Below are 18,918 nucleotides of genomic sequence, written 5' to 3' on the forward strand. Positions count from 1 at the left end.
ATCGCGAGCAGGCTCACTCCTACAGGGGATCAATGGTGATCTGAAGATTCCACCAACTCCCGCAACGTATCGAGAAACAGCTTGAGCACCGGCGAGGCATCATCCGCCCGGTAAGTCGCATACAACGGCACCTCCGGCAGCGCCGGTGTCAGCTTGCGAAACACCAACCCCGCCGGGGCCAACTGCTCGATAGAAGCAGGCAGCAGCGCCACCCCGAAACCGGCGCGCACCAGACTGAGCAAGGTCTGCACCTCGATCACCTGCTGGCGAATCTGCGGGGTGAATCCGGCCTGAATGCAGCACTGATAAAGGAAGTTGGCGAACCGCGACTGCTTCAGTTCCAGCGCGACAAACGGCTCCTGCGCCAGATCCGCTGGCGCCAGCACTTCGCGCCTGGCCAGCGGATGATCAGCCGGCATCACCACATGAATCGGCTCGTAGATCAACAACTCGTTGCGCAGCAACGGATCGTCATAACCCACGCGGAACACGCAGGCGTCGATACGCTTTTCCTTCAACGCCTTGACCTGCGCCGCCGGGGTCATTTCATGCAGCCGCCAGTTCACCTGCGGATAGCGCTCGCGAAACAGGTGCAGGGCTCTGGGCAGCACGCCGACCATCACCGAGCTGATCATGCCGATTTCCAGCTCGCCAAGCTGCCCGCGCCCGGTCTGGCGCGTCAGATCCAGCACCCGTTCCAGTTGTTCGAACACCAGCGGCGCCTGCTCCTTGAGCATCTGCCCCGCCGCTGTCAGTTCGACCCGGTGGTGACTGCGCTCGAACAACGGCGTGCCCAGCTCCTCCTCCAGCAGGCGAATCTGCTGGCTCAGCGGCGGCTGGCAGATGTGCAGGCGCTCGGCGGCCCGGCCGAAATGCAGCTCATCGGCCAGGGCCATGAAGTACCGCAGCAGACGCAGGTCCATGGCGGCTTACCCCAGACTCAGCGGTGTCGAACGCTGGCGCACGCCGGTCAGCGCAAACAAGGCGTTGGCAATCGCGGGTGCCACCGACGGACTGCCCAACTCACCAACGCCACCGGGTTTTCCGGGCTCGCCATCCAGCACCACGATATCGGTGGCCGGCATGTCCGACATGCGGGTCACGCGGTAGTCGTGGAAATTGCTCTGCACCACCCTGCCCTGTTGAATGTCGAGGCGATCAAACAACGCATGGCCCAAGCCCCACATCAGGCCGCCGTAGATCTGCTCCTCGACCCCGCCGGGCGAAACCGCCAGACCGCAATCGACCACGCAGGTCAGCTTCTCCACTTTCGGCTTGCCATCGACCATCGCGACCCGCGCCACCACCGCAATAAAACTGCTGTAACCCTGATGGGTCGCAATCCCCAGCGCAGTGCCCGGCGGTAACGGCTGGCCCCATCCGGCGCGTTCGGCAGCCTGTTTCAGCACCGCCACATGCCGTGGCCGCTCCTGCATGTTGGCCAGACGGAACGCCAGCGGATCCGCGCCTGCCGCATGGGCCAGTTCGTCCATGAAACTCTCGACGGCAAACACATTGGGAATAAAGCTCACCGAGCGATACCAGCCGCTGGGCACATGGCTTTCGTGCTTGACCCAGTTCAGCTCCAGATGCGGCGGACGGTAGGCGAAGTCCCACGCGGTGATCGCTTCGGTGGTGCTGTAATCCATGTGATCCGGGCGTTCGAAATAGCCCGGCTCCCACTGCTCCGGCGAGGCCGGTGACACCGCGTGCAGTTGCAGTGCGTTGAGTTTGCCTTGGGCATCCAGCGCGCCTCTGACCCGGTGCAGCGTCGCCGGGTGATTGAACAGTGCGTGCATCTCGTCTTCGCGGCTGTTGAGCAACTTCACCGGCACGCCGGTGTGTTGCGCCAGATACGCCACCTCGAACAACCAGTATTTGGCCTCCCGCGCGCCGAAGCTGCCGCCGGACACCAGCTCATTGATGGTGACCTTGTCCTTGGCGATGCCGCATACGGTTTGCGCCGCTTCCAGCGCCGAAGACGGCACCTGCACGCCGCCCCAATAAGTGATCGCCCTGTCCTGCACGTGCGCGGTGATGCAGATTGGCTCGAGCGGGTTCTGCACCTTGTACGGCATGCGGTAATCGGCTTCGATCAGTTGCGCCGCGTGCGGCCATTGCGCGCCGACATCGCCATGCGTCATGGCTTTGATGGTTTGGCTGTTCGGGCCGGAAATAGCGGCCGCCTGGGCCATGCCCAGTTCCGCGCTGTCGAACCCGGCCAGCGGCGAATCGCTCCATTTGATCTCCAGCACTTTGCGCCCCTGCTGCGCCGCCCAGAAAGTCTCGGCCAACACCGCGACGCCTTCCAGATTGCCGCCGAGCACGTCCGGGCGCCCGGGGATTGCAAGCACCTGGCGCACGCCCGGCACCTGTAATGCCGCCGCCGAATTCACGCTGACGACTTTCGCCCCGACCACCGGCGCGCGCTGAATCACTGCCACCAGCATCCCCGGCAACTGCACGTCGATGCTGTACTTGAAGCGCCCGCAGACCTTGGCCGTGGCATCGCGCTTGTGCCGCAGTTTGCCGATGTATTTGAACTGCGTCGGATCCTTCAGCGTGACACTGGCCGGCGCCGGCAAATGCGCCGCCACCCCGACCAGTTCGCCGTAGCCGAGGCTGCGTTTGCTGGGCAGATGAACCACCCGACCTTCTTCGGTGCTGCAGCTGTCGGGGCTGACTTTCCATTGCTGCGCTGCCGCCGTGATCAACAGCGCCCGCGCCGTGGCCCCGGCCATGCGCAAGCGCTCGTATTCCAGCGACACACTGGTGCTGCCGCCGGTGGAGAAGACTTTCCAGACCGGGTGAATGTAGGTCTCGAAGAACGGATCTTCCGGGGTGATGACCTGCACGGTCATCGGGTCCACATCCAGCTCCTCGGCCACACACGCAGCCAGTGCGGTTTGCGTGCCGGTGCCAGAATCGTGTTTGTGCACCACCAGTTTCACTGTGCCGTCGGGGAAGATCCGCACCCAGGCGTTGGGCTCGAATTCGGTGGCCGGCGCCGGAGCTTTCGGGTCGCTGGCGGCGCTGCCGGAGGGCAGATACAAGGCAATCGCCAGGCCAGAAGCCACCGTCGCCGCTTGCTTGAGAAAGACCCGGCGTGACGGTTCGAGCAAGGTGTCGTCGCGCAGGCTCATCACGCCTCCTTCGGCGCGTTCGCCGCGCGCTTGATCGCTTTGTTGATCCGCGCGTAAGTACCGCAACGGCAGATATTGCCGGTCATCGCATTGCGGATCGAATCGTCGGTTACCGCCGCGCCGGTGTTGAGCAGCGCGGCGGCGGACATGATCTGCCCGGATTGACAGTAGCCGCATTGCGGCACATCTTCGGCGACCCAGGCCAGTTGCAGCGGATGGCTTTCGTTCGGCGACAGACCTTCGATGGTGGTGATGCTGTGGCCCGCGACGGCGGCCAGCGGCAACTGGCAGGAACGCACCGCGACACCGTCCAGATGCACGGTGCAGGCACCGCACAGGCCCATGCCGCAGCCGAATTTGGTGCCGGTGAGTTTCAGTTGATCACGCAGTACCCATAACAAGGGCATGGAGGGGGACGCCTCATCCAGCTCGCGTCGTTCGCCGTTAACTGTGAATGCGATCATTGTCAGGCTCCAAAAGAGCGGCCCGTCTTTGTGCGGGCCTGGTGACCGATTATTGGAAGCCCACGCAACACGCGGCCAGCGACGATTTCTGCCAACCGGTGTAAGCAGGACTAACAACATGTACAAGCGATACCCGTCGGTGCAGTCCATGAGCGCGTTCATCCACGCGGCGCGCAGCGGCAGTTTCTCCAGTGCCGCGCGCAAGCTCGACCTGACGCACAGCGCGATCAGCCAGCAGATTCGCGCACTGGAAGATTTCATCGGTCAGCCGTTGTTCGTACGTGAGGGCGGCGGCAGCAACCTCACCGATGCCGGGCAGTTGTTTGCCAGCGTGCTGGCGGACGGGCTGGCGCAGATCGACCGGGCCCTGTCCTCGGTGAAAAACCGCAGCGTGGCGCAGCGCCTGACCCTGGACGTCGACAGTGAACTGGCGCAGAGCTGGCTCAATCCGCGCCTGCCGGAGTTGCTCGACGGACTGCCGGATTACGAGGTGACGCTGCTGTCGATGCCGCGCAGTGATCGCAGCACGTTTGAGCGGGTCGATCTGGCGTTGCGTTACGGCTATGGCGATTGGGATGACTGCGAGATGACGCAGATCTGCGGCGACCGGGTGCTGGCGGTGGCTTCACCGGCGCTGCTTGAGCGCTATGGTTTGCAGGTGCCGTTGAGCCCGGCGCAGATTCTTGAATTGCCGCTGTTGGGCTATACGCGGCGCTCGTGGATACCGTGGCTGGATGCGGCCGGAATGCCCCCGGTAGAGCCAGCGGCGCGGGTGATTTTCGATAATGCGGCGAACCTGATTGCGGCTGCCGAAGCCGGGGTTGGTGCCGGGCTGGTACGCGGTTTGCTCGCCGCCGATGCATTGCGCAATGGGCGGCTGGTGGCGTTGAACGAGGCGCAGATTGCTGCGCATTACAACCTGTATGCGGTTTGGCCGCATGGGCAGGCCGAGCGGGTGGCGCCGGTGGTTGAGGTGATCCGGCAGTTGGCTTTGCGTACGCAACACTGACGCCTTCGCGAGCAGGCTCGCTCCTACAATTGGAATGCGTTCCCTGTAGGAGTGAGCCTGCTCGCGATAGCGCCGGCACAGTCTCCACAAATGTAAAACCAAAACCATATCGCCCAAGTATCACCACCGCGCCCAATTAATATTGTACGAACCCCTCCGCCCTTTCCAATACTCGCCCTCAGCAACCACCCACCCGGGCCGGATGTGAACAGGCGAGGGAATGCGCGAGTGCTGCGCATAGAAATGGCCGATAGCCCGGGGCGTGGATGCCGAGAGCCGCAAGGCTCCCTTCCCCGCTATCAGGAGATCGACTTCAATGATCATCGATATCAGCTGCTATCCCACGGATCTCGTGGACCTCGCCTGGAGGCATGACGGTGACCCGTTCACCGGCGAGCGTTTGCTGGAGATGATGGATGGCCCGTACATGGTCAACGGCAAACCTCGCCGGATCGACAAAGCCTTCATCCAGCCGCCGCAGGGCAACACCATTTACACCTGGACCGACGGCGAACTCTCGGGCCGTGAATCCATCGACGCCTACATGGCCTACACCCTGAAAATGGTGCAGACCTACCCGGATCGTTTCATCGGCTGCTTCGTCTACAACCCGCGCTGCGGTGTGGAAAACGGCGTCGAGGCGATCGAGCGCTACGTCAAGGAGCACGGTTTCAAGATGGTGCAGATGCAGGCCAATATGCACGCCTACCGGCCTGATCGTGCACTGGACTGGGTGCGCCCGTGCTTCGAGAAATGCGCCGAACTGGGCATCCCGGTCAAGCTGCACACTGGCGACGGGCCGTACAGCATCCCCTCGGAATGGGTGCCGATGATCAAGGAATTCCCCAACGTGAATTTCATCATGGCCCACTTCGGCGTGCAGACCGGCGGGGTCTACGTATTCGAACCGATGCAATGGGCGATGGAACTGCCCAACGTCTATTGCGAATCCGGCTGGTGCCTGCAATCGCGGATCGTCGAGTTCGCCAAGGTCTTGCCGACGCACAAGATCCTGTTCGGCACCGACACCCCGCCGAACGAACCGGGCATGTGGCTGCGCCTGCTCGAAGTGCTGTGCCACGAGCCGCCTCAGGGCCTGAACCTCGACGAGGACACCCTCGAAGAATATCTGGGCAACAATACCGCGCGGATGATCGGCCTCGAACCGACCCCGCCGCCGCGTTCCGTTTCCGAAGCAGAGGCGCAACTCAAGCGCCCCGTCACCACGCAACTGGCCAGGAGCTGAACCGATGATCATCGACACCCATCTGCACCCCACCAATCTGGTCGACGAAGCCTGGCGCCACACCGGCGAACCGTTCACCGGCGAGCGCATGCTCAAACTGATGGACGGCCCGTACATGATCAACGGCAAACCGCGCCGTATCGACATGGGTTTCATCCAGCCGCCACCGGGCAACACCGGTTATCGCGACGGTAACCGCCGTGGCCGCGAGGGCGTGCGTGACTACATGTCGTACGTCGCCGAACTCTGTGTGAAGTACCCGGATCGCTTCATCGGCAACTTCAACTTCAACCCGCGCTGGGGACCGGAAAACGGTGCGGCGGAGCTGGAATTCCACATCAAGGAATACGGCTTCAAGATGCTCAAGCTGCACGCCAACATGCACGGCTATCGCCCGGACCGGGCGCTGGACTGGTTGCGCCCGGCAATGAAAGTCTGCGCCAAGTACAACATCGTGGTGCTGATCCATACCGGCGACGGCCCGTACACCATTCCGACAATGTTCTACCCGATCATCCGCGAGTTCCCGATGGTCAATTTCATCATCGGCCACTTCGGCATCCAGACCGGCGGCAACTACTCGTTCGAGGCGTTCTGGATGGCGATGGACACGCCGAACGTGTACTGCGAATCCGGTTGGTGCTTCCAGTCGCGGATCGTCGAATTCGCCAAGGAGCTGCCGCGCAACAAGATCGTGTTCGGCACCGACTCGCCGCCGAACGAACCGGGCATGTGGCTGCGCGAACTGGAGGTGTTGTGCTCGCCGGCACCGCAGGGCTTGGGCATCGATGAGGATCATCTGGAGGACTACCTGGGCAACAACATCGCCCGGTTGTGCGGGATCGAGCCGACGCCACCGCCGAAGGATCTGGTTGAGGCGGATATTCGCCTGACCACGACGTACTTGTAGCCACACACAATCCATGTGGGAGCGGGCTTGCTCGCGAAAGCGGTGCGTCATTCAACAATGAAGGTGGCTGATCCACCGCATTCGCGAGCAAGCCCGCTCCCACATTGGGGCCGTGTTACGACAGTTACACAGCGACTTTACAGGCACGAAGATGACCCGGCGTTCCCTCGACCGGCAGGCCAACGGCTGCTCGATCGAACGCGCTCTCACCCCTGCGTGCCTGCTTTTTACGAGGTGAAACCATGACCCGTTCGACGCTCGGCGACTCTCAGGATTTTCACGTGTTCATCGACGCCTATCGCCGTGAGTACCCGGACGATGTGCTGACCATCACCCAACCCGTTTCTGCCGATCAGGACATCACCGCCCTGGTCGATGCCCTCGCCGCACAGGGTCGCGATCCGCTACTGATCTGCGAAAACGTCGGCGGCCTCAAGGTAACGGTGGCGACCAATCTGTTCGCCTCCCGCACCCGCATTGCCCGGTTGTTCGATGTCACCCCGGCACAACTGCACGAAACCTTCCAGCGCCGCGCCAACCAGCCCATCGCCCCGCGCTACGTGGAAAGCGGCCCGGTGCTCGATGAAGTGTTCGAAGGCGAAGCCGTGGATCTGGCGCTGCTGCCGATGCTCAAGCATTTCGACAGTGATCGCGGCCCGTACATCACCAACGCGATCATCATCGCCGAGGACCCGCTGACCGGCATTGCCAACATGAGCTATCACCGTTCGATGCGCCACGCCCGCCAGTCCCTGGCGACCAGCCTGCACTCGCGTGGACACCTGTGGCGGATGTTGCAGACCGCCCGTGAGCGCGGCGAAGAATTGCGCGTGGCGATGGTGGTCGGCGCGCATCCGCTGTTCATGCTCGCCGCCGCTGCACGTTTGACGTATGGCGCCGATGAGCGCGCCGTTGCCGGCGGGTTGTTCGGCGCGCCGCTGGAGCTGGTCAAGACCCCGCGTTACGGCATCGGCGTGCCAGCCTATGCCGAGTTCGTCCTCGAAGGCGCCATCGATCCGACGGCCTACGCCGAGGAAGGCCCGTTCGGCGAGTTCAGCGGTTACTCCTCGGATCGCTCGACCAACAACGTGCTGCGCGTCGACACCCTGCTGCGGCGCAAGGACGCCTGGCTGGTGGACGTGATGGGCGGCCGCTACGCCGAACACCTGACACTGGCGCGGCTACCGCGCGAAGCGGAAATGAGCGAAAAACTCAAGGCGCGCTTCCCTGCCGTCACCGCCGTGCATTACCCGAATTCCGGCACGCACTTTCATTGCTATGTAGCGCTGGATCAGAGCCGCGACGGCGAGGCGCGGCAGATCATGCTCGCCCTGCTCGGCTGGGATCCGTATCTGAAAAACGTGATCGCGGTGGACAGCGATATCGACATCACTGACGACAGCCAGGTGTTGTGGGCGCTGGCCACGCATTTCCAGCCGCATCTGGATATTTTCGTGATCGATGGCTTGCCCGGCAGCCCGCTGGATCCGTCGTCCTCGGTCAACGGCACCACTTCGCGCATGGGCCTGGACGCTACCCGAGGCTCGGGCTTCGACGGGATCAAGGCGCAGCTCGATCAGGACGTGCTCGAACGTGCGCGGCAACTGCTCAAAGGCCTGGCCTCGTGAACCGTCAGCGGATGGTGGTCGGCATCAGCGGCGCGTCCGGCTTCATCTACGGCGTGCGTCTTTTGCAATTGCTCGCCGAACTGGAGATCGAAAGCCACCTGATCATCAGCCGCGCCGCACTGCTGACCATGGCCCACGAGACCGACTACAAACTGGCCGAGGTCACTGCGCTCGCCAGCCACTACCACCGCGCCGATGACGTCGCCGCCGGGATTGCCAGCGGTTCCTTTCGCTGCCTGGGCATGGTGGTCGCGCCGTGTTCGATGCGCACCCTGGCGGAGATCGCCACCGGCACGTCTTCCGGGCTGATCGGCCGCGCCGCCGACGTCACCCTCAAGGAACGCCGCACCCTGGTGCTGATGGCCCGCGAAACCCCGCTGACTCTCGCCCACCTGCGCAACATGACTGCCGTGACCGAGATGGGCGGGATCATCGCCCCACCGGTGCCGGCGTTCTATGCCCGGCCCGAAAGCCTGGCGCAGATGGTCGATCACAGCCTCGGCAGAGTGCTCGACCTGTTCGGCCTCGATGCCGGCGTTGCCACCCGCTGGAGAGAACACCGAGAACCCTGTGGGAGCGGGCTTGCTCGCGAATGCGGTGGGTCATTCAACAATGATGGTGGCTGACCCACCGCATTCGCGAGCAAGCCCGCTCCCACCCAGAGCAAATCCGCGTCCATCAAGGAGCTGCATATGAACATCCCTTTCAACGCCCCAACCCCCAACACCAAAATCCCCGTGACCATCCTCACCGGCTTCCTCGGTGCCGGCAAAACCACCCTGCTCAACTACATCCTCAAGGAAAGCCACGGGCGCAAGATTGCCGTGATCGAAAACGAGTTCGGCGAGGTCGGCATCGACGGCGATCTGGTGCTCAGCTCCGAGACCGAAGAGATCTACGAAATGGTCAACGGCTGCGTGTGCTGTACCGCCGAGGTTCGTGAGGATCTGGTGCGCATCGTCCGCGAGCTGGTGGCGCGCCCGGTGCGCCTCGATCACATCTTGATCGAGACCAGCGGGCTGGCCGATCCGTACCCGGTGGCGCAGAGCTTTTTCATCAATGACCCGATTGCCGAGGAAGTCGAACTCGATGCGATTGTGACCATGGTCGACGCCAGGCACATCGCCCAGCACCTGGAAGATCTGCAACTGGATGGCGTCGACAATCAGGCGGTGGATCAGATCGTCTGTGCCGACCGCATCGTCATCAACAAGGTCGATCTGGTCAGCAGCGACGAGGTGGACATTCTGCGCGGCAAGATCCGGGGTTTGAACGCCACCGCAGATCTGGTGACCTCCACCCACGCGCAGATCGACCTGACGAAAATCCTCGGCATCGGTGCGTTCGAGTGCACGCAGAAGCTTATGGAAATCGGCGCGGAACCTGAGCATCACGACCATGACCACCACCATGAATCAGAAGACCACGAACACGATCCGAGCGTGTCATCGGTGGGCATCGCCGTCGACGGCGCGGTCAATCTGATGGCGTTCCACCGCTGGATCAGCGAACTACGCTCGTCCCAGGCCGACAACCTCTATCGCATGAAAGGCGTGCTCGCCGTGGCCGACGAAGACCAGCGCTACGTGCTGCAAGGCGTGCACAGCCTGGTGGAGTTTCGCGCCTCGACCGCATGGGGCACGGAGCCTCGTTCGAGCAAGATCGTGTTCATCGGCCGCGACCTGGACCGCGCGGCGTTGAACCAGGGCTTTGCCGCCTGCCTGGCAGGCTGAACAAGGCATCGGAGCCGGTGGATGGCGGCTTCGCAGCACGAATGACTGATGCCAGATTTTTTGCACAACAAAAAACCTGTGGGAGCGGGCTTGCTCGCGAATGCGGTGGGTCATTGCACAGTGATGTCGACTGACACAACGCTTTCGCGAGCAAGCCCGCTCCCACAGGGTTACACCGTGTTCTGGCGCTACGCGGCATCAGACGAATACCCCTCTCTACCGCATAAAAACAGCCAGAGGTGATTCCATGTCGTCAGCCACTCCTTCCTCCACCGTGCACCCCGTCGACCGCGTTCTGCCGGTGCGACAGATGCTCACCCTCGGCCTGCAACACATGGCCGTCTCGTACATCGGCGCCATCGCCGTGCCGTTGATCGTCGCCAGTGCCCTGAAGATGTCCCACGCCGATACCGTGGTGCTGATCAGCACCACGCTGTTCTGCTCCGGCATCGCCACCCTTTTGCAAACCGTCGGTTTCTGGAAATTCGGCGTGCGTCTGCCGATTCTGCAAGGCGTGGCGTTCAGCAGCGTCGGCCCGGTGATCGCCATCGGCAGCAACCCCGAAGTGGGCTTCGCCGGAGTCTGCGGCGCGGTGATCGGCGCCGGGATTTTCACCCTGCTGATGGCGCCGTTCGTGGGCCGATTACGGCGGTTTTTCCCGCCGGTAGTCACCGGTTGCATCGTCACGGTGATCGGTTTGCAGCTGTTCCCGATCGCCTATGAATGGGTCGGTGGTGGGCGCAACGCGAGCAACTTCGGCGCCCCGGCATTTCTCGCGGTGGCGGTGGTGGTGCTGCTGACCATTCTGCTGGTCAATCGCTTTGGCAGTCCGCTGCTGCGCAACATGGCGGTGCTGGTGGGCATGCTGGTCGGATCCGGTCTGGCTTACGGTCTGGGCATGGGCAATTTCCACAGCGTCGAAGAGGCGCCGTGGCTGACCGTGCCCTACCCGTTCTACTTCGGCCTGCCGACGTTCAGCCTGATCCCCATCGCGACCATGGTGGTGGTGATGATCGTGCAGATGGTCGAGTCGATGGGGCTGTTCGTGGCCATCGGCGACATCGTCGACAAACCGGTGGAAGACAAGCAGGTGATCAACGGCCTGCGCGCCAACGGCCTGGCCAGCACCATCGCCGGGATGTTCGCCGCGTTTCCGTTCATTGCCTTCATGGAAAACGTCGGTCTGGTGATCCTGACCGGCGTGCGCAGCCGTTGGGTGGTCGCCGTCAGTGGCCTGTTGATGTGTTCGATTGCGCTGGTACCCAAGGCTGGGGCGATCATCGCGTCGATGCCGACCGCGGCGCTGGGCGGTGCCGGCATTGCCATGTTCGGCGTGGTCGCGGCGGCGGGCATTCAGACCCTGGCCAAGGTCGATTACGAGCGCAATCGCTACAACGTATTGATCGTCGGTTTCACCATCGCCGCCGCGCTGGTACCGGTGCTCGCGCCCACCCTGTTCAAACAAATGCCCGAGTGGTCACAGCCGTTCCTGCACAGCAGCGTGGTCATCGCCTGCCTGGTGTCGGTGCTGCTCAACGCGGCGCTCAACGGCGTCAGCGTGCCAGAAACCACACCCGGCAAATCCGCCTCGCACATTCTCTGACTGGAGCCTGCCCATGACTCGACTTCAAAACATCCTGATCAAAAACCCGCTGGCGGTGATGACCGGCCTGCGCGGCCCGCGTGCCCGGGCCGGTGCGGTGGACATTCGCGTGGTCAACGGCCGCATCGCCGAAATGGCCGCCGACCTGGAGCCGCAACCGGGCGAGCGAGTGCTCGATGCACGCAACTGCGTGGTCTATCCGGGCTGGATCAACACCCACCATCACCTGTTCCAGAACCTGCTCAAAGCCGTGCCCGAAGGTTTGAATCAGGATCTGCAAGGCTGGCTGGCGAGCGTGCCCTACCCAAGGTTGAACCGCTTTACCCCGCAACTGGCGCGGATCGCCGCTCGGCTGGGCATGGTCGAGTTGCTGCTGTCCGGGGTGACGACCTGCGCCGATCATCACTATCTCTATCACGCCCACGGCACAACCGAGACCGGGGATCTGCTGTTCGATCTGGCCGATGAGTTCGGCCTGCGCTTTGTGCTGTGTCGCGGTGGCGCACTGGAGTCCGCCAGCGCCCACCCGGGCTTCTCGAAAACCGCGCTGCAACCGGAAAGCCTCGAACAAATGGTCGGCGACATCGAACGGCTGAAATCGCTGTATCACCAGGACACCCCGGACGCCCTGCGCCGGGTGGTCGTCGCACCCACCACGCCAACCTTTTCGCTGCCGCCGACCCTGCTGCGCGAACTGGCGCACACCGCGCGCGGCCTCGGTTTGCGTCTGCACACGCACCTGTCGGAAACGCAGAACTACGTGAATTTCTGCCGCGAGAAATATAACTGCCTGCCGGTGGAGTTCGTCGCCGAACACGAATGGCTCGGCCCCGACGTCTGGTTCGCCCACGCCGTGCACCTGCAACCCGGCGAAATCCGCATGCTCGCCCAGACCGGCAGCGGCATCTCACACTGCCCGGTAAGCAACGCGCGCCTGGGCAGCGGCGTCGCGCCCGTGCCGCAAATGTACGAGGCCGGCGTACCGATCTCCCTCGGCGTCGACGGCGTCGCGTCCAACGAATCCGGAAGCATGGTCGGCGAAGCCAACACCGCATGGCTGATCCACCGCGCCGCACAAGGCGCCTCGGCGACCACCGTCGAAGACGTGATCCACTGGGGCACGGCGGGCGGTGCGCAGGTATTGGGACTGGCCGCGGTCGGTACGCTGGAAATCGGACAAGCGGCGGATCTGGTGATCTACAGCCTTGATCACCCACGCTTCTTCGGTTTCCACGACAGTGCGGTTGCACCGGTGGTCGCGGGAGAACCGATCACGGTGAAGTACAGCCTGGTGGGCGGCCGGATCGTGGTCGATAACGGCGTGATTCCGGGGCTGGATATCGAACGGATGCGCGCCGAAGCGTGGGAAGGTGTGCAGGCGATGATGAATATCGACGATTGACTTGCAGGCGATACGAAAACCTGTGGGAGCGAGCCTGCTCGCGAAAGCGATGTGTCAGCTGACATTTGCGCTACTGACGCACCGCTATCGCGAGCAGGCTCACTCCTACAGGGAACAACGGCGCATTCGCGGATTCGGGGTTTGTCGACTAAGGTTACTCCCTCATCGGATTGAGCCCCTGCCAGCTACACCGGGCTCTTGATCAAGGAGAGACTGATGACGTCGCGTCGCAACATCGAACAGACTTATCGCACCTGGTCCAGCCCGATTCTGCTGGAACTGAAAAAGCGCGAACACCAAATGGCGCCGGTCGAGCGTCAGGCGCTGGAGAATGTGCTGGTAGAACGACGGTTGCTGGATATCGGCAATCCAAATGGAAGTGATCGCCGCCAAGGGGGCGCGAACAAAAACGAGCGTCCCGGCTGATCACTTAAAAAAACCTGTGGGAACTGCTCCCACAGGTCACGCCGCGTTTTCAGGCCGCGCGCTGCCCCTCCGCCACCATCGCCGAAGCCGCCAGCATCGCCCGCAACAACACCGCACACCCGGCCGCCAGATCGTCCGGCGCGGCATTCTCGATTTCGTTGTGGCTGATCCCGCCTTCGCACGGCACGAAGATCATCCCGGCCGGACCGAGTTCGGCAAGGAAGATGGCGTCATGCCCCGCGCCACTGACGATGTCCATGTGTGACAGGCCCAGGCCTTGCGCCGCACCGCGCACGGCTTCGACGCAACCCTTCTCGAAGTACAGCGGCGGAAAGTCGGCCGTCGGGGTCAGTTCATAGGTCAGGCCGTGTTCTTCGCAGGTCGCCTCAATGACTTGTTTCACCTCGCTGATCATCGAATCCAGCCGCTCCGGTTGCAGATGGCGGAAGTCGAGGGTCATGCGCACCTCGCCGGGGATGACGTTGCGCGAGCCGGGGTAGGCTTGCAGGCAACCGACCGTGCCGCAGGCGTGGGGTTGATGGCCGAGGGCGGCGCGGTTGACTGCACCGACGATCACCGAGGCGCCGACCAGCGCGTCCTTGCGCAAGTGCATCGGCGTTGGCCCGGCGTGGGCTTCGACGCCGCGCAGTTTCAGGTCGAACCACTTCTGCCCGAGGGCGCCGAGCACCACGCCGATGGTTTTCTGCTCGTCTTCGAGGATCGGGCCTTGTTCGATATGTGCTTCGAAGTAGGCGCCGACTTGATGCCCGCTGACTTTGCGTGATCCGGCGTAACCAATGGCATTCAGGGCTTCGCCGACGGTGACGCCATCGGCATCGACCTTGGCCAGGGTTTCTTCGAGGGTGAATTTTTCCGCGAACACTCCGGAACCCATCATGCACGGGGCGAAGCGCGAACCTTCTTCGTTGGTCCAGACCACCACTTCCAGCGGCGCTTCGGTTTCCACACCGAGGTCATTGAGGGTGCGCAGCACTTCGACGCCGGCGAGGACACCGAAGCAGCCGTCGAACTTGCCGCCGGTCGGCTGGGTGTCGATGTGGCTGCCGGTCATCACCGGCGGCAGGTTCGGATTGCGCCCCGGGCGACGGGCGAAGATATTACCGACTTCATCCACCGTGACGCTGCACCCGGCGTCCTTGCACCACTGCACGAACAGGTCACGGGCCTGACGGTCGAGGTCGGTCAGGGCCAGACGACAGACCCCGCCCTTGACCGTCGCGCCGAGCTTGGCCAGTTCCATGAGCGAGGCCCAGAGGCGGTCGCGGTTGATGTGCTGATGGGTGGATTGCAGAACGTCTACGGCTGCGTTCATGTTGATCTCCTCAGGCAGTTTTTTTATGAGTTTCTTCAGGCAGTTCTTGTGTGTATTTGAGGCCGTCTTCGCGAGCAAGCCCGCTCCCACATTTGGAATGCGTTCACCCTGTGGGAGCGGGCTTGCTCGCGAAGGGGCCATTCCTCACACCGAAGATTTCACAACAGAGGGGCTGCTTCGCATCGAACACAACCCGTAATAAATCACCCCACCCAACGCCGAACCGGTAAACCAGCCGTAGCTGTAAAACCAGCTGAACGCATCGCTACCGAGCGACAGCAAAGTCAGCACCACCGGCACGCCAAACGCGGTGAACCCGGCCCAGTTCCACGCCGGATAGACGTCNGCATCGAACACAACCCGTAATAAATCACCCCACCCAACGCCGAACCGGTAAACCAGCCGTAGCTGTAAAACCAGCTGAACGCATCGCTACCGAGCGACAGCAAAGTCAGCACCACCGGCACGCCAAACGCGGTGAACCCGGCCCAGTTCCACGCCGGATAGACGTCGTCGCGATAAAGCCCGGCCAGGTCCAGCTGCTGTTTCTTGATCAGGAAATAGTCCACCACCATGATCCCGGCGATCGGCCCGAGCAGGCTCGAATAGCCCAGCAGCCAGTTGGAATACACGGTTTCCAGGCTGACATCGGAAACGATCAGGCCCAGCTTTTTCAGCAGCTCATGGGCCATTAACGCCAGCCCGACGAAACCAGTGAGCAACACCGCTTTGGTGCGGTTGATCACCTTGGGCGCGATGTTCTGGAAGTCGTTGGTCGGCGAGACAATGTTCGCTGCGGTATTGGTCGACAGCGTGGCGATGATGATCAGTGCCATGGCCACCGCCACCCACAGCGGGCTCTGGATATGGCCGATCAGGCTCACCGGGTCGGACACCGTCACGCCGACCAGTTTCACCGACGCAGCGGTCATCACCACACCCAGCGAAGCGAACAGGAACATGGTCAGCGGCAGACCGAAAATCTGCCCGAGAATCTGGTCCTTCTGGCTCTTGGCGTAGCGGCTGAAGTCAGGAATGTTCAGCGACAACGTGGCCCAGAAGCCGACCATCGCCGTCAGCCCGGCGGCGAAGTAACTGACCACACTGGCGCCCTCCGGGCGTTTCGGTGGAATCGCCAGCAGCTCGGTCATCGACACATTGGGCATCGCCCACATCAGCAGGCCGATGCCGACCGCCACCAGCAACGGCGCGGACAGGGTTTCAAGCCACTTGATCGACTCGGCGCCGCGGATCACCACCCACAGATTCAGCGACCAGAAGATCATGAAGCCGATCACCTCGCCCGTGCCACCGAGGGATTTCCAGCCGTCGAAGATCGAGCCGAGAAACAGGTGAATCGCCAGTCCGCCGAACATGGTCTGAATGCCGAACCAGCCGCACGCCACCAGTGCACGAATAAGGCACGGCACGTTGGAACCAAGCACGCCGAACGACGAGCGCAGCAGCACCGGGAATGGAATGCCGTACTTGGTGCCGGGGAAAGCATTGAGGGTCAACGGGATCAGCACGATGACGTTGGCCAGCAGAATCGCCATCAGCGCTTCGCCGACGGTCAGGCCGAAATACGCGGTAAGTACGCCGCCGAGGGTGTAAGTCGGCACGCATACCGACATGCCGACCCACAGCGCGGTGATGTGCCATTTATTCCAGGTTCGTTCGCGCACCTTGGTCGGTGCCATGTCGTGGTTGTAACGGGGACTGTCGAGGACGTCACTGCCGGCTTCGAGTTCAAACAAGCCGTCGCGCTCGGTCACTTGCGATCTGTTCTGTTGCATGGCCGCTCCACTGTTCTTCTGATTATTTTTTTGCTCATCAGGCGGCTGCACACGGGGTGCGAGCCGGACGATGGCCGGAGGAACTGACAACTTTCGTGTACCGGCCATGGTGTCAGCGGCGGCATCAATAAACGTGCCGGGTACTCCATCTGACGCCTAGGCGGTGGTTCAAATACATTGCAACTTTCTGATATTGCTCGGTTTTAACTATTAACCGAAAGAGTCCGCGAAAACTTGTCTGCACGCTCAGGCCAAACGTTTGCCAAGTTGTTCGAACTGTCAGGACTCAATCTGGTGCACTGCACTTTTTTTCATCACGGACAATCAGCCGCAGCTCAACTTCAAGCGGCTGATTTCACATAGGAAATCTTGCTCATATTTCCATCCTGTCAAGTGCGTCAAAATGGTGAACAGCCTCACCATTTTGGTGATTTAGGTTTTTTATCGTTATTTTTCATATAGTTAAAACAGTCATAAGCTTATAAAAAATAATCTTGATCAATTGCAAAACTGCGACTAGCTTCTATTCCTGACAGCGCTGACAGGAATACGCCGATCAGCGTTGTACATCAATAAAACATTTAGAACCGGCACAAGTCGGTCATGCCTGCGAGGAACTCGGAATGTCTCTGTTGATCCGTGGCGCCACCGTTGTTACCCATGATGAAAGTTATCGCGCCGACGTCTATTGCGCCGACGGCGTGATCAAAGCCATTGGTCAGAACCTGGATGTTCCCGCCGGCGCCGAAGTGCTCGACGGCAGCGGCCAATACCTGATGCCCGGCGGCATCGACCCACACACTCACATGCAACTGCCTTTCATGGGCACCGTGGCCAGTGAAGACTTTTACAGCGGCACCGCTGCAGGTCTGGCCGGCGGCACCACGTCGATCATCGACTTCGTGATTCCCAATCCGCAGCAGTCGTTGATGGAAGCGTTTCATCAGTGGCGCGGCTGGGCCGAGAAGTCGGCATCGGACTACGGCTTCCACGTCGCGATCACCTGGTGGAGCGAGCAAGTGCGTGAGGAAATGGCCGAGCTGGTCAGCCATCACGGGATCAACAGCTTCAAACATTTCATGGCATACAAGAATGCGATCATGGCCGCCGACGACACGCTGGTGGCAAGTTTTGAACGCTGCCTGGAACTCGGCGCCGTGCCGACCGTGCATGCGGAAAACGGTGAGCTGGTCTATCACCTGCAACGCAAGTTGATGGCCCAGGGCATCACCGGACCGGAAGCGCATCCACTGTCGCGGCCATCGCAGGTGGAAGGCGAAGCGGCGAGCCGGGCGATCCGTATTGCCGAGACCATCGGCACGCCGTTGTATCTGGTGCACGTTTCCACCAAGGAAGCGCTGGACGAAATCACCTACGCCCGCAGCAAGGGTCAACCGGTGTACGGCGAGGTGCTGGCCGGGCATCTGCTGCTCGACGACAGCGTCTACCAGCACCCGGACTGGCAGACCGCCGCCGGTTACGTGATGAGCCCGCCGTTCCGCCCGCGCGGGCATCAGGAAGCGCTGTGGCACGGTCTGCAAAACGGCAATCTGCACACCACCGCCACTGACCACTGCTGCTTCTGCGCCGAGCAAAAAGCCGCCGGACGCGACGACTTCAGCAAGATCCCCAACGGCACCGCCGGCATCGAAGACCGCATGGCGGTGCTGTGGGATGAAGGGGTCAACAGCGGACGTTTGTCGATGCAGGACTTCGTCGCCCTCACCTCCACCCACACCGCAAAAATCTTCAACCTCTACCCGCGCAAAGGCGCGATCCGCGTCGGCGCCGATGCCGACCTGGTGCTGTGGGACCCGCAAGGCACCCGCACCATCTCCGCCAAGACCCACCATCAGCAGGTGGACTTCAACATCTTCGAAGGCAAGACCGTGCGCGGCGTGCCGAGCCATACCGTCAGCCAGGGCAAAGTGGTCTGGGCCGACGGCGACCTGCGCGCCGAGCGTGGGGCCGGGCGGTACATCGAACGGCCGGCGTATCCGGCGGTGTTTGAGTTGCTGAGCAAGCGGGCTGAGCAACATCGCCCGACTGCCGTTAAGCGCTAAAGCGAGGCCTTCGGCCTCATCGCGAGCAGGCTCACTCCTACAGATGTACGCATTCCAATTGTAGGAGTGAGCCTGTTGTGGTCGAATTTTTTTAGACCATGATGTAGGAGCGGCGATTTAAGGAAGCATCATGGGATATCGGGTTGTCACGTCAGAGGAAAA

At 62.1% G+C, this 18,918-nt stretch carries 15 protein-coding genes; 10 read left to right on the top strand and 5 right to left on the bottom strand.

Translation table 11 applies throughout. The features are described from left to right. Nucleotides 1–29: 29 nt before the first annotated feature. From VLA07_RS18160 to VLA07_RS18170, 3 genes are read right to left on the bottom strand one after another with little or no spacing between them, the layout of a single operon-like run. Complete coding sequence (locus tag VLA07_RS18160) at nt 30–923, bottom strand: LysR substrate-binding domain-containing protein (protein ID WP_333990183.1); 894 nt, start codon at nt 921–923, stop codon at nt 30–32. Nucleotides 924–929: 6 nt separating this feature from the next. After that, complete coding sequence (locus VLA07_RS18165) at nt 930–3,143, bottom strand: xanthine dehydrogenase family protein molybdopterin-binding subunit (protein ID WP_333990184.1); 2,214 nt, start codon at nt 3,141–3,143, stop codon at nt 930–932. Continuing rightward, nucleotides 3,143–3,607 (bottom strand): (2Fe-2S)-binding protein, encoded by a 465-nt coding sequence (locus tag VLA07_RS18170; protein WP_027613188.1) that lies wholly within the window; start codon nt 3,605–3,607, stop codon nt 3,143–3,145. The genes VLA07_RS18165 and VLA07_RS18170 overlap by 1 nt, the downstream gene beginning before the upstream one ends. 118 nt (nt 3,608–3,725) lie before the next feature. Between VLA07_RS18170 and VLA07_RS18175 the strand changes: the two genes are divergently transcribed. The 9 genes from VLA07_RS18175 to VLA07_RS18220 all read left to right on the top strand — a co-directional run bounded on the left by VLA07_RS18175 (nt 3,726) and on the right by VLA07_RS18220 (nt 13,564). Next, the gene (locus VLA07_RS18175) at nt 3,726–4,616 is read left to right on the top strand and encodes a LysR substrate-binding domain-containing protein (RefSeq protein ID WP_333990186.1); all 891 of its coding nucleotides are present in this window, start codon (nt 3,726–3,728) and stop codon (nt 4,614–4,616) included. A 316-nt stretch (nt 4,617–4,932) separates the two neighbouring features. After that, nucleotides 4,933–5,862 (top strand): amidohydrolase family protein, encoded by a 930-nt coding sequence (locus VLA07_RS18180; protein WP_007965237.1) that lies wholly within the window; start codon nt 4,933–4,935, stop codon nt 5,860–5,862. A 4-nt stretch (nt 5,863–5,866) separates the two neighbouring features. Then, nucleotides 5,867–6,772 (top strand): amidohydrolase family protein, encoded by a 906-nt coding sequence (locus VLA07_RS18185; protein WP_003224037.1) that lies wholly within the window; start codon nt 5,867–5,869, stop codon nt 6,770–6,772. 242 nt (nt 6,773–7,014) lie between these two features. Next, nucleotides 7,015–8,400 (top strand): UbiD family decarboxylase, encoded by a 1,386-nt coding sequence (locus VLA07_RS18190; RefSeq protein ID WP_333990193.1) that lies wholly within the window; start codon nt 7,015–7,017, stop codon nt 8,398–8,400. 11 nt (nt 8,401–8,411) lie between these two features. Continuing rightward, the gene (locus VLA07_RS18195; protein WP_333990231.1) at nt 8,412–9,026 is read left to right on the top strand and encodes a UbiX family flavin prenyltransferase; all 615 of its coding nucleotides are present in this window, start codon (nt 8,412–8,414) and stop codon (nt 9,024–9,026) included. Between the two features lie 66 nt (nt 9,027–9,092). Further along, nucleotides 9,093–10,133, top strand: a complete 1,041-nt coding sequence (locus VLA07_RS18200) for a CobW family GTP-binding protein (protein ID WP_333990195.1) — start codon at nt 9,093–9,095, stop codon at nt 10,131–10,133. A gap of 247 nt (nt 10,134–10,380) precedes the next feature. Continuing rightward, a complete protein-coding gene (locus VLA07_RS18210; RefSeq protein ID WP_333990196.1) occupies nt 10,381–11,736 on the top strand; it encodes a nucleobase:cation symporter-2 family protein in 1,356 nt (451 codons plus the stop codon). Between the two features lie 13 nt (nt 11,737–11,749). Further along, nucleotides 11,750–13,138 (top strand): amidohydrolase family protein, encoded by a 1,389-nt coding sequence (locus tag VLA07_RS18215; RefSeq protein WP_333990199.1) that lies wholly within the window; start codon nt 11,750–11,752, stop codon nt 13,136–13,138. 216 nt (nt 13,139–13,354) lie between these two features. After that, the gene (locus VLA07_RS18220) at nt 13,355–13,564 is read left to right on the top strand and encodes a hypothetical protein (protein ID WP_027613195.1); all 210 of its coding nucleotides are present in this window, start codon (nt 13,355–13,357) and stop codon (nt 13,562–13,564) included. 49 nt (nt 13,565–13,613) lie between these two features. Here the strand turns inward: VLA07_RS18220 and VLA07_RS18225 are convergent, their stop codons facing one another. Further along, on the bottom strand, nt 13,614–14,897 hold the full coding sequence (locus tag VLA07_RS18225) for a Zn-dependent hydrolase (protein ID WP_333990200.1): 1,284 nt from the start codon (nt 14,895–14,897) through the stop codon (nt 13,614–13,616). Nucleotides 14,898–15,181: 284 nt separating this feature from the next. Next, a complete protein-coding gene (locus VLA07_RS18230) occupies nt 15,182–16,693 on the bottom strand; it encodes an NCS1 family nucleobase:cation symporter-1 (RefSeq protein ID WP_333990201.1) in 1,512 nt (503 codons plus the stop codon). A gap of 623 nt (nt 16,694–17,316) precedes the next feature. Here VLA07_RS18230 and hydA point away from each other — a divergent pair. Further along, on the top strand, nt 17,317–18,756 hold the full coding sequence (gene hydA, locus VLA07_RS18235) for a dihydropyrimidinase (RefSeq protein ID WP_333990202.1): 1,440 nt from the start codon (nt 17,317–17,319) through the stop codon (nt 18,754–18,756). Nucleotides 18,757–18,918: the final 162 nt, after the last annotated feature.

Origin of the sequence: Pseudomonas sp. S3(2024) (genome assembly GCF_036861315.1) — a bacterium.
Taxonomy (GTDB): Bacteria; Pseudomonadota; Gammaproteobacteria; order Pseudomonadales; family Pseudomonadaceae; genus Aquipseudomonas; species Aquipseudomonas putida_A.

Bases quoted from the DNA above. Each gene is read 5' to 3' on its own strand.
- VLA07_RS18160 (WP_333990183.1), bottom strand. From the start codon at position 923: ATGGACCTGCGTCTGCTGCGGTACTTCATGGCCCTGGCCGATGAGCTG.
- VLA07_RS18165 (WP_333990184.1), bottom strand. From the start codon at position 3,143: ATGAGCCTGCGCGACGACACCTTGCTCGAACCGTCACGCCGGGTCTTT.
- VLA07_RS18170 (WP_027613188.1), bottom strand. From the start codon at position 3,607: ATGATCGCATTCACAGTTAACGGCGAACGACGCGAGCTGGATGAGGCG.
- VLA07_RS18175 (WP_333990186.1), top strand. From the start codon at position 3,726: ATGTACAAGCGATACCCGTCGGTGCAGTCCATGAGCGCGTTCATCCAC.
- VLA07_RS18180 (WP_007965237.1), top strand. From the start codon at position 4,933: ATGATCATCGATATCAGCTGCTATCCCACGGATCTCGTGGACCTCGCC.
- VLA07_RS18185 (WP_003224037.1), top strand. From the start codon at position 5,867: ATGATCATCGACACCCATCTGCACCCCACCAATCTGGTCGACGAAGCC.
- VLA07_RS18190 (WP_333990193.1), top strand. From the start codon at position 7,015: ATGACCCGTTCGACGCTCGGCGACTCTCAGGATTTTCACGTGTTCATC.
- VLA07_RS18195 (WP_333990231.1), top strand. From the start codon at position 8,412: ATGGTGGTCGGCATCAGCGGCGCGTCCGGCTTCATCTACGGCGTGCGT.
- VLA07_RS18200 (WP_333990195.1), top strand. From the start codon at position 9,093: ATGAACATCCCTTTCAACGCCCCAACCCCCAACACCAAAATCCCCGTG.
- VLA07_RS18210 (WP_333990196.1), top strand. From the start codon at position 10,381: ATGTCGTCAGCCACTCCTTCCTCCACCGTGCACCCCGTCGACCGCGTT.
- VLA07_RS18215 (WP_333990199.1), top strand. From the start codon at position 11,750: ATGACTCGACTTCAAAACATCCTGATCAAAAACCCGCTGGCGGTGATG.
- VLA07_RS18220 (WP_027613195.1), top strand. From the start codon at position 13,355: ATGACGTCGCGTCGCAACATCGAACAGACTTATCGCACCTGGTCCAGC.
- VLA07_RS18225 (WP_333990200.1), bottom strand. From the start codon at position 14,897: ATGAACGCAGCCGTAGACGTTCTGCAATCCACCCATCAGCACATCAAC.
- hydA (WP_333990202.1), top strand. From the start codon at position 17,317: ATGTCTCTGTTGATCCGTGGCGCCACCGTTGTTACCCATGATGAAAGT.